Below are 18,444 nucleotides of genomic sequence, written 5' to 3'. Positions count from 1 at the left end.
AAAATCGGCCCCTTTGCCGCCAAGCCTTTGAATTCACTATGTTCGCACGGGCCTGCAAAACCATTGTCTCATTTCCAATCGCCAAGCCCGCAAGCCTCAGCCCAGCGGCCCATCAACGAACGGCGCTTCTCGAAGAGATCACCGCGGCGATAGGCAGCTTCGACCTTGCTACCAATGGTGTGAGCGAGAGCCATCTCCACCACCTCCCCCTGGAACTCAGTCTCTTCAGCCGCCCAGTCTCGGAATGTGCTCCGAAAGCCGTGGCTCGTTAGATCGCCAGGTCCCATTCGGCGCAGCACCGCGAGCAACGCCATATTGCTGAGCCCCTTGCCCGCAACCTGTCCCCAGAAGATTGGCCCCACTGGTCCGGCTTTCCCGGCCGGCAACGTCTTTCGATGCCGTCTAGCTTCGACTTCCAGCCAAGTCTCGCGCTGCGCCGCCAAGATCGCCAGCGCCGGTTCGCTAAGTGGAACCCTGTGCTCCCGGCCCGCTTTCATCCGCGACGCCGGCACGGTCCAGACCTTGTTCTCGAAGTCGATCTCGCTCCAATCCGCGCCGATCACCTCCCCCGTTCGTGCGGCGGTAAGAATGACGAAGCGCAGAGCCAGAACCCCCACCCCAGCCTGGGCCTCCATCTTGGCCATGAACGCTGGCAGCTCCTTGTAGTCCAAGGCTGCGTGATGCTTGACCTTCGCCACCTTGGACTTGGCGGGCAGGATCATCTCGATATGCCCCTTCCAGCGCGCTGGGTTCTCGCCCTGGCGGTAGCCCTGCACCGTCCCCCAGCTGAGCACGGCCTCGATCCGCCCCCGTAGCCGGCTAGCTGTCTCGGACTTCGTGAGCCAGATCGGCTTGATCGCATTGAGGACGTCAGCCGTTTCGACGTCAGCCAGCGACTTTGATCCAAAGTGCGGGACGGCATAGGTGTTGAGCGTGCTCGACCATTGCTGGATGTGCTTCTCGTTGCGCCACGCGGCTTTGTTGCCATCGATGTAGGCGACCATCGCCTCCTTGAAGGTGACGCCTTTCGGGCCGGTGCTGATAGTCTTCGGCCGCCGCACAACGTGGCCGCCAAGCGGATCTTCGCCATTGTGCCTTTGCAATCGCGCTATGCGAGCCTTCTCGCGCGCTTCGGCCAGGGAGACGAACTCCAGGGGACCAAGGCCCATGTGCCGTTCTCGGCCCGCCGATCTGTAGCGAAAGATCCAGGACTTGCCGCCGCTTGGGGTGATCTGGAGATAGAGGCCGCCGCCGTCCGGGTAGCGGCCTGCCTCGTTCAGGCGCCGCACCTTCATGGTGGTGAGTCGATCAATAAGCCGCGCCATGGATCACCTCGTTCAGACTCGGGGGGATCTCACCCCCGCTTTCACCCCCGCAGGTGACAGCCATTGAGGTGTATGAGCGCGGACGCGTCCAGACACGAAAACGCGAGTTTTCGGTGATAAATCAACGGGTCACGGACGCGGCCGGACGCTGATGGATTGTGCTGGAAAGCGGGGATGGCGGAGACGGAGGGATTCGAACCCTCGATACCCTTTTGAGGTATGCCGCTTTAGCAAAGCGGTGCCTTCAGCCTCTCGGCCACGTCTCCTCCTGAGAGGGAGCGGCTGGATAGCCTGTTCGCTTCAGGATGACAACGGCGCTTATGCGGAAAATTCGCCTGTTAACGCGGTGCTCAGACGGCCCCGCTAGGTTGAACATGGTTTTTCCAACGACGAGTGCCATGCGTCCGATCCCCTCTTCCGCTTCGCCCGCCGAATCCGCTGTCGCCTTCGTGGGCGGAGCGGAAATCGCGCCGCGTGTTCCGGGCGGATCTGGCGGCGATATGGGGCGAGCGCGGCGCGGACCGTTCCGGCCTGGACAGCTTATCCCGTCGCGGGCTCGGCTCGAGGCGCGGCTCCTGTCGCGCACCTTCCGCATCGTCGACGTCCTGACCGCCGCCGGCGTCACGCTTGCGCTGACCCTGGAGGGCCATCCGCTGGCCGCCGGCCTCTGGGCGGTGACCGCACTGGTCGCGCTGCGAATGCTCGGCGCCTACGCCTTCCCGCGCAAGCAGGACCTGTCGCGGCACATGGCCCGGACGGGCCTCGCGCTGGGCGTCGGCCTGCTGGCCGCCGCCGTGGCGCTGCTGCCGTCGGGCGGTGTCGAGACGCCGGTCGTCTGGACGCTACTGGCCGCGACCACCGGTGTCGTCGCCCTGCACGTCGCCTGGTGGACGATCATCGCGCGCGGTCGCCAGCAAGGCCGCCTGACCCCCAACATCATCGTGGTCGGCGCCACGGCCAACGCCCAGCGCCTGATAGCGGCCGCCCTCCGCACGGGCGAAGCCAATGTTCTGGGCGTGTTCGACGACCGCATGGACCGAGCGCCCGGGAACATCATGGACGTGCCGGTGCTGGGTGACACCACCGCCCTGCTCGACCACCGCATCATGCCCTATGTCGACCGCGTGGTGATCGCCGTGGAGTCGACGGCCCAGGGCCGCGTCCGTCAACTGGTCGAGAAGCTGGGCGTGCTGCCCAATCCGGTGAACCTCTTCATCGACGTCGGTGGCCCCGCGCAGGACGACGCCGCCCTGGCCCGGATCGTGGCCGGCGGCGAGAATGAACTGTCGGGGGCCGCCAGGGGCGCGCGCCAGGCGTGGATCAAGCGCGCCCAGGACCTGGTCGTGGCGGGCGCGGGCCTGCTGGTCGCCGGTCCGGTCATGCTGATCGTCGCCCTGGCCGTGAAGCTTGACAGCCCTGGCCCGATCTTCTTCCGCCAGCGCCGCCACGGCTTCAACAACGAGGCGATCCTGGTCTGGAAGTTCCGCTCCATGCGCCACGAGATGGCCGACGCCCAGGCCGCGCGCCAGATCAGCGCCAATGACGACCGCGTCACCAAGATCGGCAAGTTCATCCGCAAGACCAGCCTCGACGAGCTGCCGCAGTTGTTCAACGTGCTGGCCGGCGAGATGTCGATCGTCGGTCCCCGCCCCCACGCCATCGGCATGAAGACCGGCGGCGTCGAGTCGGCCAAGCTGGTCGCCGAATACGCCCACCGCCACCGCATGAAGCCGGGCCTGACCGGCTGGGCGGCCATCAAGGGCTCGCGCGGCCCCGTCGACACGCCCGAGAGCGTCCGCCTGCGGGTGGCCCTCGACGTGGAATATATCGAGCGCCAGTCCTTCTGGCTGGACCTCTACGTCATCGTCATGACCATCCCCTGCCTGCTGGGGGACCGGTCGGCGGTGCGCTAGGCGGCCGGCGATGTTCTGGCGCGGGGTCCTCGGCTATCTGCCGGTCAATGTGGTGCAAGGCGTGGTGGGGCTGCTCACCATCGTCCTGTTCACGCGCGTCCTGGATCCGGCCCAGTACGGCGTCTACGCCCTGGCCTTTTCTGTCGGCAGCCTGACCCAGACCGTCCTGCTGACCTGGACCGAAGCCGCCATGGCCCGGTTCCTGGCGACGCGCGGCGAGGATGGCCGCCTGGCCGACCACTTCGCCACCCTCTATCGCCTGTGGATCGGCGCTGCGGTCATCGTGCCACTGGCCTGCGTCGCCGTGGCGGTGTCGCCGCTGCATGGACCGCTGAAGGTGGCGGTGATCGCCGCCCTGGCCTGCACCCTGGTCAACAGCCTGACGAAGTTGGCCTTGGAGCGCCGCCGCGCGGCTGGCGAGGTCTCCGGCGCGGCCCTGCTGACCATCATCCAGAACGCCGGCGGCTTCGTCCTCGGTCTCGCCCTGGCCTTCGCCGGTCTGGGCGGCGCGGCGCCGATCCTGGGCGTCGGCGCGATCTCGGCCCTGTGCGTCGCCGTGGTGCTGCCGGGCGAGCTGAAGCGGCTGTCCGGGGGCAAGTTCGACCGCGCCCTGGCCCGCGCCTACGCCGCCTACGGCCTGCCGGTGTCGCTGTCGCTGATCCTGGCCCTCGTCTTGGCCAGCACCGACCGCCTGCTGCTCGGCGCGTTCCTCGACGAGGCCACGGTCGGCGTCTATCACGCGGGCTATTCGCTGGGCAGTCGCACCCTGGACGTCGTCTTCATCTGGCTCGGCATGGCCGGCGCGCCCGCCCTGATCTCGGCGCTGGAGCGCGGCGGCCAGGCGGCGCTTACCGAGGCCGCCCGCGAACAGGCAAGCTTCATGACGCTGCTGACCCTGCCCGCCGCCGTCGGCCTGGCCCTGGTCGCCCGTCCGCTGGCGGAGCTGATGATCGGCCAGGACCTGCGGGTCGGGGCTGGCCACGTGACGCCGTGGATCGCCGCCAGCGGCTGGCTGTCGGGCGTGACCACCTACTATCTGCTGCAGGCCTTCACCCTGGCCCGCCGCACGCCGCTGCTGATCGTCAGCATGAGCGCGCCGGCCATCGCCAATGTCCTTCTCAACCTTGTCCTGATCCCGCGCCTGGGTCTGGACGGCGCCCTGTGGGCCACGACGATCAGCTACGGCGTCGGAGCCGTCGCCGCCTGGGCGCTAGGCCGCCGCGCCTGCCCCCTGCCGATCCCCTGGGAGGTCCTCGCCAAGGCCGGAGCCGCCTGCTTGGCCATGGCGCTGGTCGTGCGGCTGCTGCCCTCCCCAGGCGGCGCTCTGGAACTGGCCCTGAAGGCCAGCGTCGGCGCGACGGTCTATGGCGCGATCGTGCTGGGCCTCGATGTCGGCGGCCTGCGCGGCAAGCTTTCTGGTCTCATCCGTCGGAGAGCCCCCGCCCTATGACCGCCCCCATCACCGAAATCCGCATCGAGAACGCCGCCTGGGCCAGCGCCCAGCCGCGCCTGTCGGTCCTGATCCCTACCTTCCGCGACGATCCCAGCGCCCTGCTCAAGGCCCTCGACGATCCCCGCGCCCACGCCGAGATCGTGGTGCTGGACGACGGCGGCGGCGACGACGCCCTGGCGGAACGCATCGCCCGCCGGATCGAGAAGCTGCGCGTCCCGGCCCGGTTCGTTCGCCTCTCCAGCAACGAAGGCCGCGCCAAGGGCCGCAACCGCCTGGCCAGCCACGCGCGCGGCGAGCACTTGCTGTTCCTGGACAGCGACATGCTGCCCGACACCCCGGACTTCCTCAGCCGCTGGGTCGCCGTGGCCGAAAGCGGCGCGCCGGTGGCGTTCGGCGGCTTCACCCTGGACCAGACGCCGCCGCGGCCCGAGACCGCGCTGCACCGGGCCATGGCGCTGAAGAGCGACTGCACGCCCGCTCCGGAGCGGGCCAAGGCGCCGGAGAAGCACGTCTTCACCTCCAACCTGCTGGTCCGCCGCGACGTCTTCGAGGCTATCGGCTTCGACGAGGGCTTCTCGGGTTGGGGCTGGGAGGATGTCGAGTGGGCGATGCGGGTGGTGCGCCAGCATCCGATCCTGCACATCGATAACACCGCCACGCACCTGGGCCTGGACGCCGCCCCGACCATGGCCGCCAAGTACGAGCAGTCGGCGGCCAACTTCGCGCGCGTCGTCGCCAGCCACCGCGACATCGTCAGCGCCTATCCAAGCTACAAGGTCGCCAAGGCCCTGAAGCCCTTCCCGCTGCGCGGCGTCTGGCGGCCGGCGCTGAAGCGCGTCGCCCTGGCCGAGGCCGCTCCCGTTTCCCTTCGCGCGTTCGCCATGCGGCTGTACCGCGCGTCCCTCTATATCGAGGCCGTCTGATGCAGGTGCAGTTCGAGAAGGTCGACGCCTACGAGCCCGACCGGACCCTGAAGGGCAAGCTGCGCCGCCGGCTGATCCGCCTCGCCTATCGCCGGCCGGCCAAGGTGGCGCTGGAGCGGCCGATGGTGTCGTTCAGCTTCGACGACGCCCCGGCCACGGCCTGCGAGGCCGGGGCCAAGGCGCTGGAGGCGCGCGGCCTGCGCGGCACCTACTATTTCGCCGCGGGCCTGGCCGGACGCGACGGGCCAATGGGCCGGTTCGCCACCGGCGCCGATGCGCGACGCCTGCACGACGCTGGCCACGAGATCGCCTGCCACACCTTCTCGCACCTGGACTGCGGTCAGTCGTCCGGCGCGACGACCATCGCCGATGTCGACCAGAACGCCGAAAGCCTGGCGGCCTGGGGCGCGGGCGATCCGGTCAGCTTCGCCTATCCGTATGGCGACGTCGGCGCGCCGGCCAAGACGGCCCTTGCCGGCCGCTTCAAGACCCTGCGCGCCCTGCACCACGGCCTGATCGCCGACGGGGCCGATCTCAACCAGGCCCCGGCCGTCGGCATCGAGGGCGAGGACGGCGAGGCGGTAGCCAACGGCTGGCTGGACAAGGCCAAGACCCGCAAGGCCTGGCTGATCCTCTACACCCACGACGTGGCCGCTCAGCCCTCGCGATGGGGCTGCACGACGGGCGCGCTGGAGCGGTTGATCGACCGCGCGGTGGCGGACGGCTTCGATATCGTGACGGTCGCCGAGGGCGCCAGGCGGATCGGCCTCTAGAGCATTTTCCGACGAAGTGGGTACCGGTTCGTCGTCAGAAAATGCGTCAAAACAATAGGCTAGAGCATTTCACCGATCCAATTGGATCGGAAAATGCTCTAGCCGTGGCCGCGCTCAGGCGGCGGAGAGCCGGCTAAGGCAGGATCGCCTTCAGGAAGGCGGGCGGCTCGACCGAGACCTTGTTGAAGAACATGCCCGCGCAGCGGCCGCCGGCCGCCGTCAGGGCGTCACGCAGCATGGCGGGCTGGCGCACGTCCGGCTGGTCGGCCGAGACCACCATCACCGTCTGGTCCATGTGCTGGGCGATGCTCGGACCCGACTGGGAGCGGTCCAGCGACGGGCTGTCGACCACGATGATCTCGGCGTGCTTGCGCAGCGCCCGCCAATAGTCCGCCGACGGAATGACGTGAACCTGCTGGCGACCGCGCAGGGCTTCTCGGTTGAACCGCGTGATCCACAGGTTGGGACCGCCGACGCTGTGGCCCGTCAGGAATTTGGAGTCCGGCCAGACCCCGCCCTCGGCGCGCGGCGCGGGCGGCTGAACGGTGAAGAAGGTCGAGCCGTCGGGCGAGGCCGCCACCGGCGGACCCAGCGGGCCGAAGCGGTTCGGATCGGCGGCGATCTCGCGAAACTGGCTGGGGCTGTTGAGATCCAGGTCGATCAGCCAGGTCTTGCGGCCCGCCCGACGCGACGTGAAACGGGCGAATTCCCGGGCGACCGTCGAGGTTCCCTCCCCGCGCCGCGCGGAGATGAACTGGATGACGTGCGGACGTCCGGCGGGCGGCGCGCCAAGCGCCCCCCACAACTCCGTCATCTCGACGTTCAAATCCACCATCTACCGAATCGCCACGTACTCGAAGATCGCAACTTGCGACATTAACCCTAGGGGCGAAAGGCGACGAAAGCGCTCACCGTTTGACCCCGGCCGTGGCCAGGACCGGCACGCCCAGGGTGCGCGAGGCCGATTCCGGCGTCTGCAGACCAGGGCGTGTGAACATGCGGATCAGCCCGACGCACAGCGCCGCGAAGCCCGCGAACAGGACGGCCAGGATCAGCACCGGCTTCTTCAGGCTCTTGCCGGTCGACGGGGCGACGGCGCGCTGGACGATGCGGATATTGTCGCTGCTCTGGGACGACATCTGCCGCTGAGCCTCGTCCTGCTGTTCCTTGACCGTGAAATCGCGGACGTTGGCGGACAGGACATCGCGGTCGCGCGACAGTTCGTTGAATTGCGGCTCCAGCCCGGCGAGGCGCAGCAGGCGCGAGTTCACGTCCGTCACCTGCTGGGCATAGGTCGCCTGCGACTGCCGCAAGGCCGCGACCTCGGCCCGCAGGTCGTTGCGGGTGGTGGTCAGGGTCTGCCAGATCGGGTTCGGACCGCTGCGGCGCGCGCCTTCGCCATTGGTTCGACCGGCGGCGAGGCCCGCTTCCAGCTGGGCGATCTGGGCGTTGATGTCCTGCACGGGCGGGGCGCCAGCCGTGTAGCGGGACAACAGGCCTTCGCGGTCCAGCTTCAGTTGAGCCAGCTTGGTCGAGGCCGACATGTCGGTGTCGCGATACAGCACCGACTCGGCCGGCGTGCGCGACAGCTCCGCCTCGACGGCGGCCAGGCGGCCCACGCGGTCCTGCAACTGAGCGTCGACCGAATACTTCTGCTGCTCGACCTGGGACTGAAGCTGGATCAGCGTGGTCTTCTGAGCGGTGAAGTCGCCGATGTCGTTGGTGGTCAGGAACGACTGATAGGCCGTATCGGCGTCCGCCAGCTTCTGCGAGAAGATATCGCGCTGCCGCTGCAGCACGTTGTCGCCGCCGCCGATCAGCAGGCTGCGGCGATAGATCAGATATTCCTCGAGCAAGGTGTTGAGCACCTTCTCGGCCATTTCGGGATCGCTGTCCTGATAGGCCAGACGGATGATCGAATTGTCCGGAGCGGTCTCGATCTTCAGGCTCTTGGCGATCGAGTCGCGGCCCTCGGCGATCAGCTTGCGCTTACCTTCCGGCGTGGCGCCGGCGTACTTCCGAGCCGCCTGCGGGAAGATCTTGGCGAAGCCGATCTTGCGGATCACCCGCTCGCGCAGCTCGCCGCTGCCCAGGATCTCGGCTTCCGACTGGATGACTTCGTCGTTGTTGGGCACCGCGCCGCGGCCGGCGTCGCCGGCGCGGGGTTCGTAGACATATTCCTGGCCCAGGCGGACGAACAGGCTGGATTGGGCCGTGTAGTTCTTCTTCAGCGTGGTGGCGAAGCCGAAGCCCAGCGCCACGATCACCACGAAGACGACCAGCATCAGGAAACGCTCGCGCCACAACAGGGTGACGAAGTCGGCCGGGGCGTACTTGGCGCGCGCGCCGGCTCGTCTCGCCGCCATGCGGGGCGGCGAGTCGTGCGGTACGCTGATCCAAGGGCTCGTCGACATTCGAATCCGGGCGGTTCAATCTGCCGCTCACCCTGGAGCGGCCAGCCTTAAGGGTTCGTTACCCATTCCTGTTAAGACTTGTCGCATGCAGAGCCGCACGCATCTCAAGATGGTCCCCTTGAAGGCGATTTGGGCCGTGGTCCTGATGGCCGGCGGGCTTTCCGCCTGCGGGCACATCGACGCCGAGCCGATCACGCCGGGCCCCCGGCCTACCGCGAACTTCTCCAATATCGGTTACGCCGACTGGAGCGAGAGCGAGCCCTCGTACCGGTTCTACCCGGGCGACGAGGTCGAGGTGGCCGTGCCGTCGGCTCCGGAGCTCAACAAGTCCGTGGTCGTGCAGCCCGACGGCCGCATCACCCTGCCGCTGGTCGCGCCGGTGATGGCCGCCGATCGCACGATCGACGAGCTGGAGGGCGCGATCAGCCAGGCCTACGCCGGCACGCTGCTGCGGCCTCAGATTCAGGTTTCGGTGAAGACGGCGACGCCGCTCAAGGTGTTCGTCGGCGGCGAGGTCAAGAACGCCGGCGTGTTCGACATGGCGGGCGACAGCGACGCGCTGCGGGCCATCATTCAGGCCGGCGGCTTTACCAACGGCGCCAAGCGCAATCAGGTGGTGATCATTCGACGCGGCCCCGACGGGCGGGCGATGATGCGGACGGCCGACCTGCTGGCGGGCCTGACGCGCGCCGGAGGCGCGGATCTGGTGCCGCTGCGGCGCTTCGACATCGTCTATGTGCCGCGCAGCGGCGTATCGGAAGCGGGTCTGTTCATGCAGCAGTACTTCCGGGACCTGCTGCCCATCAGCTTCAGCTACGCGATCAACGGCAACGTCAACGGCAACTGAGCCGGTCCCCCACAGGACCGGCCGGCAGTCCAAGCCCAGACAAGTGGGTCAGCCGTGGGCGAGCCATTGCCGGGCCTGACGCTGGGCTTCGGCGACCTCGTCGCTGGCCATCTCTTGCGACAGTTCCTTGCGGTAGACCTTGGCCTCGACCGAACCGCGCATGGCGGCCAGGTTGAACAGCATGTGCGCCGACACATAGTCCAGCGGCGCGCCGCCTTGGCCGGTCGAGTACAGCAGGCCCATGCGGAACAGTTCGTCGCCGGTGGATTCGGCGGTCGGCAGCGGCAGCATCGCCACGGCGGCTGGCGGTTCTTGCATCATCATCATGGCTAGTCTCCTCTCTCAAGCTCGCCCCGCCGTTCTGACGGATCAGAGCCTGAGAGAAGAAAAGTCCACCGCCACTGAACATATAGTTAAGCGCGCCGACATCATGAACGCCACAACAAGTATACTAGTTATTCAAGGTGATTACTGAGCGTAAACACGAGTCTACAGAGCGTTAACGGGCACGCTGGCCGAAAAGCACTTTTCGGGCCTCTTCCGCCGCTTTTCCCGACGCTTGCAGGCCGGCGGACCGCAATTCGGCGCCCAGCTTGAAGCCCTTCTGGACCGCTTCGCGCGCGCCGACGCGCTCGAACCATGTCCTCAAATTGGGGAACTCCTCCAGAATGATGCCCTGATTTTTCCACGGCACTACCCAGGGCCAACTCATGAAGTCGGCGATGGACAATTGGCCGCAGATGAAATCGCGGCCTTCCAACTGCTTGTTGAGCACTCCGTACAGGCGGTGGGTCTCATTGGTGTAGCGGATGGCGCCATAGGCGATCTGGCGCTGGTCGGCGATGATCGACGGGGCGTACTGACGGAAATGGTGGGTCTGGCCCGCCATGGGACCCAGTCCCCCCATCTGCCACATCACCCACTGGTCGATATTGACGCGATCCCGCTCGGTCTCGCCGTAGAACTGGCCGGTCTTGCGGGCCAGGTACTGCAGGATGGCGCCGGACTCGAAAATCGAGATCGGCTGGCCATCGGGACCATCGGGATCGACGATGGCCGGCATGCGGTTGTTGGGGCTGATGGCCAGGAACTCCGGCTTGAACTGCTCGCCGGTCCCGATGTTCACCGGGATCATCTCGTACGGCAGGCCCATCTCCTCCAGAGCGATGGAAATCTTCCAGCCGTTGGGCGTGGGCCAGTAGTGCAGTTCGATCGGACGGCTCATTGGCCTTCCCTCCCGTTATCGTTGCTCCGACGGAAGATGGCCGCGCGCGCCCTTCCCGCCAAGGCTTCCTCGCGGAAAAGCCTGACGGCGGCGTTCAGGCTGGGTTCAGCCGAAAGGCGTCATCCTGCGTTTCAAGGTCGAGGGAAGTTTCTAGGCGACGTCTCGCGGGCGCCGCCCGACCACTAGGAGAAGACGAGATGAAACGTCTGCTGCTCACCATCGCCGCCGTAGCCTCCGTGGCGGGCCCGATGGCTCTGACGGCCACCGACGCCGCCGCCCAGGATCGCGGCCGCTGGGAACACAACGACCGCGGGCGCGGCGATTGGGATCGCGGCCGGGACCATGACCGTCGCGACTACGACCGTGATCGCGGGCGCGGCGACTACGGGCGCGGTGATCGTTGGGACGGCGGCCGGCACAACGGCTACTACTATAACAACCGCTGGTCCTACGGCCCGCCGCCGCCCGCCTATTATGGCCGTCCGGGCTTCCGCCCAGGTTATACGTCGTGGCGTCGCGGCGCCTATCTGCCCAGCTATTATCGCGGACACGGCTATGTCGTGAACGATTACTACCGCTACAGCCTGCGCCCGCCGCCCCGGGGCTACTATTGGTATCGTACGGGCAATGACTACGTTCTGGCCGCCATCGCGACCGGCCTGATCTTCGACGTCATCGCCAACCGCTAGACCTGACCTGCTTTTGCGGCATGGAGACGGCGTCCTGGGTTTTGCCTGGGACGCCGTTTTGCGGTCACAAGCGCCTCGACCCTGCCGCGAGTGAGGCCCAAGCGCCCGATTGCGAAGTCATTTCGACCGCATTGCTGGGTCAGCGTAGGCTTCGCGTCACACAACGACGCTGAAGCAACACGGTCCCGACCATGAAGACCCTGCGCATCACCACCGCCGCCCTTGCCCTGGCGGCCGCCGCCTATGCCGGCTCGGCCCTGGCTCAGACGACCCTGCCTCAGACCTCGCCAGCCAATCCGCAGCCGAGCATGACCACGCCGGCCCCGACCAACGATGCCTCGCCGGCCGCGCCGGCGTCCGAGCAGTCCGCGCCGCCGGCTTCCGAGACCGCCACACCGGCCGACTCCGCTGGCGCGCCGACCTCGGCCACGGCGCCGGCCATGACCGACGACAAGACCGCGCCCGCCGCCGACGAGAAGGCCGCCAAGAAGACCAAGAAGCACAAGAAGACGGCCGAAGAGCCGACCCCGGCCCAGCCGCGATAATTTAGAGTTCGCATCAACGAAGAAGGGCCCGCGGCTTCCACCGCGGGCCCTCGTCATGCCTGGCCGGGCGAGAAGCCTATTCGGCGACGCCGAGCTTCTTGCGCAGCAGTTCGTTGAGCGTGGCCGGATTGGCCTTGCCGCCCGTGGCCTTCATCACCTGGCCGACGAACCAGCCGAGCGCCTGCGGCTTTTCCTTCACCGCCTCGGCCTTGTCAGGATTGGCGGCGACCAGGTCGTCGATGGCTTTCTCGATGGCGCCGGTGTCGTTGATCTGCACCAGGCCGCGCTTCTCGACGATCTCCGAGGGACGGCCTTCGCCGGCCCACATGTGCTCGAAGACTTCCTTGGCGATCTTCGACGAGATGGTGCCGTTCTCGATCAGCTCGACCAGTTGGGCGATGTCCGACGACGGCAGCGGCGAGTTGGCGATCTCGTGGCCGCCGGCCGACAGCTTAGACAGCAGCTCGTTGGTCACCCAGTTCGAGACCAGCTTGGCGTCTCGGCCTTTCGCGGCGGCCTCGAAATAGTCGGCGCGGTCGCTCTCGATGATCAGCACGCCGGCGTCATAGGCCGACAGGCCATACTGGCTCTGCAGACGCAGCTTCTTGGCGTCCGGCAGTTCCGGCAGCGTCGTCTCAAGTTCCTTGACCCAGGCCGGGTCCAGGACCAGCGGCAGCAGATCCGGATCGGGGAAATAGCGATAGTCGTGCGCCTCTTCCTTCGATCGCATCGAGCGGGTCTCGCCCTTGGTGGGGTCGAACAGGCGGGTCTCCTGATCGATCTTGCCGCCGTCTTCCAGGATCTCGATCTGGCGACGGGCCTCGTACTCGATGGCCTGCTGGATGTAGCGGTAGCTGTTGACGTTCTTGATCTCGCAGCGCGTGCCCAGGTGGCTGAAGCTGCCGGTCTCGCGGAACTTCTCATAGTCGCCGGGGCGGCAGACCGAGACATTGACGTCGGCGCGCAGGTTGCCCTTCTCCATGTCGCCGTCGCAGGTGCCCAGATAGACCAGGATCGTGCGCAGCTTCTTGACGTAGGCGGCCGCCTCTTCCGAGGTGCGCATGTCCGGCTTGGAGACGATCTCCATCAGCGCCGTGCCCGCCCGGTTCAGGTCGACATAGGTCGCGTTCGGATCCTGATCGTGCAGCGACTTGCCGGCGTCCTGCTCCAGGTGCAGGCGCTCGATGCGCACGTCGAAGGTCGTGCCGTCGTCGCGCTCGACCGTCACCACGCCCTCGCCGACGATCGGCTGGTCGAACTGGCTGATCTGATAGCCCTGCGGCAGATCCGGATAGAAGTAGTTCTTCCGGTCGAAGCGGCTCTTCAGGTTGATCTGGGCCTTCAGGCCCAGGCCGGTCTTGACCGCCTGCTCGACGCAGAACTTGTTCAGCACCGGCAGCATGCCCGGCATGGCCGCGTCGACCAGGCTGACCTGCTCGTTCGGACCCGCGCCGAAACCGACGGCGGCGCCGGAGAACAGCTTGGACTTGCTGGCCACCTGGGCGTGAACCTCAAGGCCGAGGACGATTTCCCAGGGGCCGGTGCGGCCTTGGATCGTTTTGGAATCTTGCGTCATAGCCGTCTCTCTACATCAAGCGAGGCAGGCCGGAAAAGCTTCGAACGTCGGCGCCCGACCACTTCGCCACGCCAAGCCAACAAGGGCTTTGGCGCTAATTCAAGCAAGCGGCGCCATTAGATTTTCGACTTTTCTGAATAAGGCCGCATTGAGTCAAATCCGGCGCCATTGCGGGGCAATGGAACCGCCGAGTTATCGTGCCGTTCTTTTCTCGAACAGCTCATTCACGGAGGTAGAAATGCCCACCGCTTACGATACTCGCCCCGCTTTGAACTTCGACGCGCCGGAGCCGGTCATCTCGGCCGATCCCAATGCTTCGGCGATGTTTCCCAGCCAGCCGATCTATGCTCGCACGCCGAAGAAGAAGGCGTCCGGCAATCTGCCGCTTCTGATCGGTGTTCCCGTGCTGGCCGTCGCCGCCGGCGCCTTGATCTGGGGCATGAGCGCCAATCGCACCGAAGCGCCGACCGATCCGCAATCGCTGCGGACCGCCGCGGCCGAAAGCCCCGCGCCGGTCGCCACGACGCCGGTTCCCGCCAGCGCTTCGGCCACGCCGTCGCCGATTCCGCAACCGACCGAACTGGCCGCCAATGAACCGGCGGCGCCCGCCCCGGTCGCCCGCTCGGCTCCGCGCGCCGCCAATCCGGCCCGCACGGTCGCCCGTCGCGCCGCGCCGGTCGAAAGCAGCGCTCCGGACGCCTTGAGCGCCTCGGCCAACGTCGGCGCCACGGTCCCGGCAACGCCGCCGACCGTCAGCGCCCCGATCGCCGAGCCGGCTCCGCTGGTGATCCCGGCTCCGGCGGCTCCGGCCCCTACGCCGCAGCCCCAGGCGACCATCCCGCAATAACCGGGGTCCCACACCCCTAGAACGAAGAAGGGCGGCTCCGCCGGAGCCGCCCTTTTCTAGATCACCACCACTTTTCGGCTTTGGCGGTGAAACCCGCCGCCTTCTCGACCGCTCCCGCGACAGAGAACACCGTGGCCTCGTCGAGAGGCTTGCCGATGATCTGCAGCCCCAGCGGCAGGCCGTTGGCGTCGAGCCCCGCCGGCAGGGACAGGCCCGGCAGACCCGCCAGGTTCGTCGTCACCGTGAAGACGTCGTTCAGGTACATGGCGATCGGATCGTTGCTGTTCTCACCCAGGCCAAACGCCGCCGAGGGCGCGGTCGGGGTGAGGATCGCGTCGACCTTGGTCCAGGCGTTGTCGAAGTCCTCGGCGATGCGGCGACGCACCTTCAAGGCCTTGAGGTAGTAGGCGTCGTAGTAGCCGGCGCTCAGCACATAGGTGCCGATCAGGATGCGGCGCTTGACCTCGTCGCCGAAGCCCGACGCGCGGGTGTTCTCGTAGATCTCGGTCAGGTTGGCGCCGTCCTCGCGCAGGCCGTAGCGCATGCCGTCGTAGCGAGCCAGGTTCGAGGACGCCTCGGCCGGGGCCACGATGTAGTAGGCCGGCAGGGCGTACTTGGTGTGCGGCAAGCTGATGTCGACGATCTCGCAGCCGGCGTCCTTCAGCCAGGCGATGCCGTCGGACCAGAGCTTCTCGATCTCGGCCGGCATGTTGTCGACGCGGTATTCCTTAGGGATACCGATACGCAGGCCCTTCACTGACTTGCCCACGAACTGGGTGAAGTCGGGCACGGCGATGTCGAGGCTGGTCGAGTCCTTGGGATCATGGCCCGACATGGAGGTCAGCAGCAGGGCCGCGTCCTCGACGGTCTTGGCGATGGGCCCCGCCTGGTCCAGCGAGCTGGCGAAGGCGACGACGCCCCAGCGTGAACAGCGGCCGTAGGTCGGCTTGATCCCGACGGTGCCGGTGAAGGCGGCCGGCTGGCGGATCGAGCCGCCGGTGTCGGTCGCCGTGGCGCCCAGGCACAGGTCGGCGGCGACGGCCGCGGCCGAACCGCCCGACGAACCGCCCGGGGTCAGGGCCTTGTTGCTGCCCTTGCCGCGCCAGGGGTTGGTCACCGGGCCGAAATAGCTGGTCTCGTTCGACGAGCCCATGGCGAACTGGTCGAGGTTCAGCTTGCCCAGCATCACCGCGCCGTCACGCCACAGCTGGCTGGTGACCGTCGACTCGTAGGTCGGGATGAAGTTTTCGAGGATCTTCGAGCAGGCCGTGGTCCGCACGCCTTCGGTGCAGAACAGGTCCTTCACGCCCAGCGGCGCGCCTTCCAGCGGCCCGGCTTCGCCCAGCGCCCGACGGGCGTCGGACTTGGCGGCCATGTCCAGCGCCTTGTCCGGGGTTTCCAGGATGTAGGCGTTCAGGCCACGCGCGGCCTCGACGGCCTCGATGTGGGCCTTGGTCAGCTCAACCGAGGTGAACTCGCGCTTGGCCAGGCCATCGAGGGCGCCGGCCAGGGTCAGCTTCGTGAGGGCGCTCATTATTCGACCACCTTCGGCACGACGAAGAAGTTGTTCACGGACTTGGGCGCGTTGCTGGTCACGCGGGCCGGATCGCCGCCCATGGTGACGGCGTCCTCGCGCAGCGGCAGGCCGGCGGCCACGACGCTGGTCAGCGGTTCGCAGCCGTCGGTGTCGACCTCGGCCAACTGCTCGATCCAGGCCATGATGCCGTTGAGCTCCTGGGCCAGGGGCTCCAGGCGTTCTTCTGGCGTGGCGATGCGGGCGAGCCGGGCGACCTTCCGCACGGTGGCGGCGTCAATGGCCATGGGGATCTCCTGAAATTCGAACGCGTGGGTTAGCGGGCCAAGGCGCTTGTTTCAAGGCGCGACGTATCCTTCAGCCTCACCCTGACCCTGTCGAAGGGCGGAGCCGGCGCGCTGTGCGACGTCCTCGCGCTTCGACAAGCCGAGCATGAGGACGTAGAAGACCGCCATGCCCGTTCTCGATATCGAAGACTTCGCCGCCGCCCTGCCCCAGTACGCCGCCATCGTCGGCCTGGACCCGGGCGAGAAGACCATCGGCGTGGCCGTCTCGGACGTCACCCGCACGGTCGCCAGCCCCATGGCTCTGATCGAGAAGACCAAGTTCAGCAAGGACGCCGAGCAACTGTTCAAGCTGATGGACAGCCGCGGCGCCATCGGCATCGTCATCGGCCTGCCGATGAACATGGACGGCACCGAGGGCGTGCGCTGTCAGTCCAACCGGGCGCTGGGCCGCAATCTCCTGCGCCTGAAGCCCGATCTGCCGATCACCTTCTGGGACGAGCGCCTGTCGACGGCGGCGGTGACCCGGGTGCTGATCGACGAGCACGACGTCTCGCGCAAGCGCCGCGACGAGGTCGTCGACAAGATGGCCGCCGGCTGGATCCTGCAGGGCGCGCTGGAGCGGCTACGAGGGCTTTAGCGCCGCTCTTTTCGCCTGACGCCAGAAAATCCGCGCTTTTTGGAATCCGCCTCGTATGGATAAGCTTGGTTAATTATCGGGCGGGGATGGGCATGAAGGCGAGGCGGTTCGGACGATCCAGACAGGTCGCCACGGCGAGCGCCGTGCTGCTCGTCGCCCTGCTGGCCGGCTCCAGCCTGGCGGGGACGGGCGACGACTGCCCGCCCAATCCCGAACCCGGCAAGTGCTACGAGAAGGTCTACCGGCCCGCTCAGTACGAGAGCTATATCGACCAGGAACTGGAGCAGTCGTCCTATCGCACGAACGAGCGACAGGTGCTGGTCCGCGACGCCTATGTCGAGCGCTACACCGTCCCGGCGGTCTATCAGACCATCGAAGAGCAGGTGCTGGTGCGTCCGGCCCACACCGAATGGAAGCGCGGCGTTCTGCTGGACCGCACCCAGGTAGCGCCCGGCCAGACCCGAATGCTGCCCAACGGCGAGGTGTTGTGCTTGGTCGAGGTCCCCGCCGAATACCGCACGGTGACGCGTCAGGTCATGGTCTCGCCCGTCCATGTCGAGCAGCGCGTCGTCCCCGCCCAGTACCGCACCGTGACCGAGCAGCGCCCGGTCCAGACGGCCTACCGGACCGTCACCAAGCAGCGGAAGATTCGCGAGGCCAGCTTCGTCTGGCAGGTCATCTCGTGCAACGGCGGCCTTCCCGCCAGGCGCGACCACTGACCCCATTCAGCCGTGACTTGCGTTGAAGAGGTCCAACATATCCCGAGAGGCGAGTTTCACTCATTTCGGGGAGCGGACAACTCCCTTGCCGGGGGAAAAACCGCGACAACATTGTTCTGCGTTTGAATATGGTTAAGGTCGCGCCCCAGAACGAACCCCAGGTTCGCTCTTTGATGGTGTGTACCTGGGTTGAGGGCAACGAGGGGCTGGGATGACTAAAAAGGTCTTGATGGGGTTGATGGCGTTCGCCGTCGCCGGTTTGTCGGTCAGTTCGGCGATGGCCGACGGACGCAACTACGCGCCGCGACCGGTTCCGCGCTATGCGCCGGCTCCGCCGCCGCAGGGCTATCCGCCCCCGCCGCCCCCGCCATCGGGTCCGACCGGCATCGACTGCCTGTGCACCCGCGCCGTCGTCTTCTACGGCCCGACCTCGGGCTATGGCGACATCACCGTCGCCGCGCCGGGCGTCCGCGTCATCGGCGAGCCGGTGGTCGTGCCGTCGGGTCGCATCGATATCCAGGGCCCGCCGGTCTATGTCGACGCCCCGCCGGTTCGCGTGGCCGCGCCGCAAATCTACCTGCACCGTCCGGAAGTCTTCGTACGTCCGTCAGCCGTGACGGTCGAGGCGCCGGAAATCCACTTCACGGGCTGCGCCGACGGCGTGCGCTGCGAGCCGGCTCCGCCGCGCCACTAAGCGCACGGTTCGCCGAATAGAGTCGAGGCGGGAGGCCACAAGC

Annotated in this window: 18 protein-coding genes, 1 tRNA gene and 1 pseudogene; 11 read left to right on the top strand and 9 right to left on the bottom strand. The window is 67.2% G+C overall.

The window, feature by feature from the left end:
- Nucleotides 1–68 precede the first annotated feature (68 nt).
- Nucleotides 69–1,325: a tyrosine-type recombinase/integrase gene (locus ACW175_RS08135; protein WP_492104073.1), complete on the bottom strand. Its 1,257-nt coding sequence runs from the start codon at nt 1,323–1,325 to the stop codon at nt 69–71.
- A 175-nt stretch (nt 1,326–1,500) separates the two neighbouring features.
- A tRNA-Ser gene (locus ACW175_RS08130) sits at nt 1,501–1,591 on the bottom strand.
- Nucleotides 1,592–1,723: 132 nt separating this feature from the next.
- Between ACW175_RS08130 and hfsE the strand changes: the two genes are divergently transcribed.
- Genes hfsE through hfsH form a run of 4 tightly spaced genes read left to right on the top strand, consistent with a single transcriptional unit; the run spans nt 1,724 to nt 6,387 of the window.
- Entirely contained in the window at nt 1,724–3,238 is a 1,515-nt protein-coding gene (gene hfsE, locus ACW175_RS08125) for a polysaccharide biosynthesis protein HfsE (RefSeq protein WP_492104072.1), read from the top strand.
- Nucleotides 3,239–3,248: 10 nt separating this feature from the next.
- Entirely contained in the window at nt 3,249–4,688 is a 1,440-nt protein-coding gene (gene hfsF / locus ACW175_RS08120) for a polysaccharide biosynthesis protein HfsF (RefSeq protein WP_492104071.1), read from the top strand.
- On the top strand, nt 4,685–5,614 hold the full coding sequence (hfsG, locus tag ACW175_RS08115) for a polysaccharide biosynthesis protein HfsG (protein WP_492104070.1): 930 nt from the start codon (nt 4,685–4,687) through the stop codon (nt 5,612–5,614). Before hfsF ends, hfsG begins: the two co-directional genes overlap by 4 nt.
- A complete protein-coding gene (gene hfsH, locus ACW175_RS08110) occupies nt 5,614–6,387 on the top strand; it encodes an oligosaccharide deacetylase HfsH (RefSeq protein ID WP_492104069.1) in 774 nt (257 codons plus the stop codon). The genes hfsG and hfsH overlap by 1 nt, the downstream gene beginning before the upstream one ends.
- A 133-nt stretch (nt 6,388–6,520) precedes the next feature.
- Here the strand turns inward: hfsH and ACW175_RS08105 are convergent, their stop codons facing one another.
- A complete protein-coding gene (locus tag ACW175_RS08105) occupies nt 6,521–7,222 on the bottom strand; it encodes a P-loop NTPase family protein (protein ID WP_492104068.1) in 702 nt (233 codons plus the stop codon).
- Between the two features lie 208 nt (nt 7,223–7,430).
- Nucleotides 7,431–8,801, bottom strand: a pseudogene (locus ACW175_RS08100) (Wzz/FepE/Etk N-terminal domain-containing protein); the annotation flags it as partial.
- An 85-nt stretch (nt 8,802–8,886) separates the two neighbouring features.
- Here ACW175_RS08100 and ACW175_RS08095 point away from each other — a divergent pair.
- The gene (locus ACW175_RS08095; RefSeq protein WP_492104067.1) at nt 8,887–9,648 is read left to right on the top strand and encodes a polysaccharide biosynthesis/export family protein; all 762 of its coding nucleotides are present in this window, start codon (nt 8,887–8,889) and stop codon (nt 9,646–9,648) included.
- Between the two features lie 48 nt (nt 9,649–9,696).
- On the opposite strand, the gene ACW175_RS08090 is transcribed toward ACW175_RS08095, so the two are convergent.
- Nucleotides 9,697–9,975, bottom strand: a complete 279-nt coding sequence (locus ACW175_RS08090) for a sel1 repeat family protein (RefSeq protein WP_099576755.1) — start codon at nt 9,973–9,975, stop codon at nt 9,697–9,699.
- A gap of 172 nt (nt 9,976–10,147) precedes the next feature.
- Nucleotides 10,148–10,873: a glutathione S-transferase N-terminal domain-containing protein gene (locus ACW175_RS08085; protein ID WP_492104066.1), complete on the bottom strand. Its 726-nt coding sequence runs from the start codon at nt 10,871–10,873 to the stop codon at nt 10,148–10,150.
- 197 nt (nt 10,874–11,070) lie between these two features.
- Here ACW175_RS08085 and ACW175_RS08080 point away from each other — a divergent pair, with 197 nt between their 5' ends.
- Nucleotides 11,071–11,562 carry an RcnB family protein gene (locus ACW175_RS08080; RefSeq protein WP_492104065.1) on the top strand — a complete coding sequence of 164 codons (492 nt, stop codon included), beginning with the start codon at nt 11,071–11,073 and terminating at the stop codon, nt 11,560–11,562.
- Nucleotides 11,563–11,753: 191 nt separating this feature from the next.
- Nucleotides 11,754–12,107, top strand: a complete 354-nt coding sequence (locus ACW175_RS08075) for a proteophosphoglycan 5 (RefSeq protein WP_492104064.1) — start codon at nt 11,754–11,756, stop codon at nt 12,105–12,107.
- 76 nt (nt 12,108–12,183) lie between these two features.
- Here the strand turns inward: ACW175_RS08075 and gatB are convergent, their stop codons facing one another.
- On the bottom strand, nt 12,184–13,683 hold the full coding sequence (gatB, locus tag ACW175_RS08070) for an Asp-tRNA(Asn)/Glu-tRNA(Gln) amidotransferase subunit GatB (protein ID WP_492104063.1): 1,500 nt from the start codon (nt 13,681–13,683) through the stop codon (nt 12,184–12,186).
- A 238-nt stretch (nt 13,684–13,921) separates the two neighbouring features.
- Between gatB and ACW175_RS08065 the strand changes: the two genes are divergently transcribed.
- Nucleotides 13,922–14,530 carry a hypothetical protein gene (locus ACW175_RS08065; RefSeq protein WP_492104062.1) on the top strand — a complete coding sequence of 203 codons (609 nt, stop codon included), beginning with the start codon at nt 13,922–13,924 and terminating at the stop codon, nt 14,528–14,530.
- Between the two features lie 61 nt (nt 14,531–14,591).
- Here ACW175_RS08065 and gatA read toward each other — a convergent pair whose 3' ends face one another.
- Together gatA and gatC are read right to left on the bottom strand one after the other, a co-directional pair.
- A complete protein-coding gene (gene gatA, locus ACW175_RS08060) occupies nt 14,592–16,064 on the bottom strand; it encodes an Asp-tRNA(Asn)/Glu-tRNA(Gln) amidotransferase subunit GatA (protein WP_492104061.1) in 1,473 nt (490 codons plus the stop codon).
- Nucleotides 16,064–16,351 carry an Asp-tRNA(Asn)/Glu-tRNA(Gln) amidotransferase subunit GatC gene (gene gatC / locus ACW175_RS08055; RefSeq protein WP_492104060.1) on the bottom strand — a complete coding sequence of 96 codons (288 nt, stop codon included), beginning with the start codon at nt 16,349–16,351 and terminating at the stop codon, nt 16,064–16,066. Before gatC ends, gatA begins: the two co-directional genes overlap by 1 nt.
- Nucleotides 16,352–16,517: 166 nt before the next feature.
- On the opposite strand from gatC, the gene ruvX reads away from it, so the two are divergent.
- The 3 genes from ruvX (at nt 16,518) to ACW175_RS08040 (ending at nt 18,401) form a co-directional block, all read left to right on the top strand.
- The gene (ruvX, locus tag ACW175_RS08050; protein WP_492104059.1) at nt 16,518–16,988 is read left to right on the top strand and encodes a Holliday junction resolvase RuvX; all 471 of its coding nucleotides are present in this window, start codon (nt 16,518–16,520) and stop codon (nt 16,986–16,988) included.
- A gap of 92 nt (nt 16,989–17,080) precedes the next feature.
- Nucleotides 17,081–17,707 (top strand): hypothetical protein, encoded by a 627-nt coding sequence (locus ACW175_RS08045; RefSeq protein ID WP_492104058.1) that lies wholly within the window; start codon nt 17,081–17,083, stop codon nt 17,705–17,707.
- Nucleotides 17,708–17,918: 211 nt separating this feature from the next.
- Complete coding sequence (locus ACW175_RS08040) at nt 17,919–18,401, top strand: hypothetical protein (protein WP_492104057.1); 483 nt, start codon at nt 17,919–17,921, stop codon at nt 18,399–18,401.
- Nucleotides 18,402–18,444: the final 43 nt, after the last annotated feature.

This window comes from Caulobacter sp. FV1ye6ST, from assembly GCF_058681225.1.
Note: the sequence above shows the minus strand (reverse complement) of the source record. Positions and strands in the feature narration are given on the sequence as shown.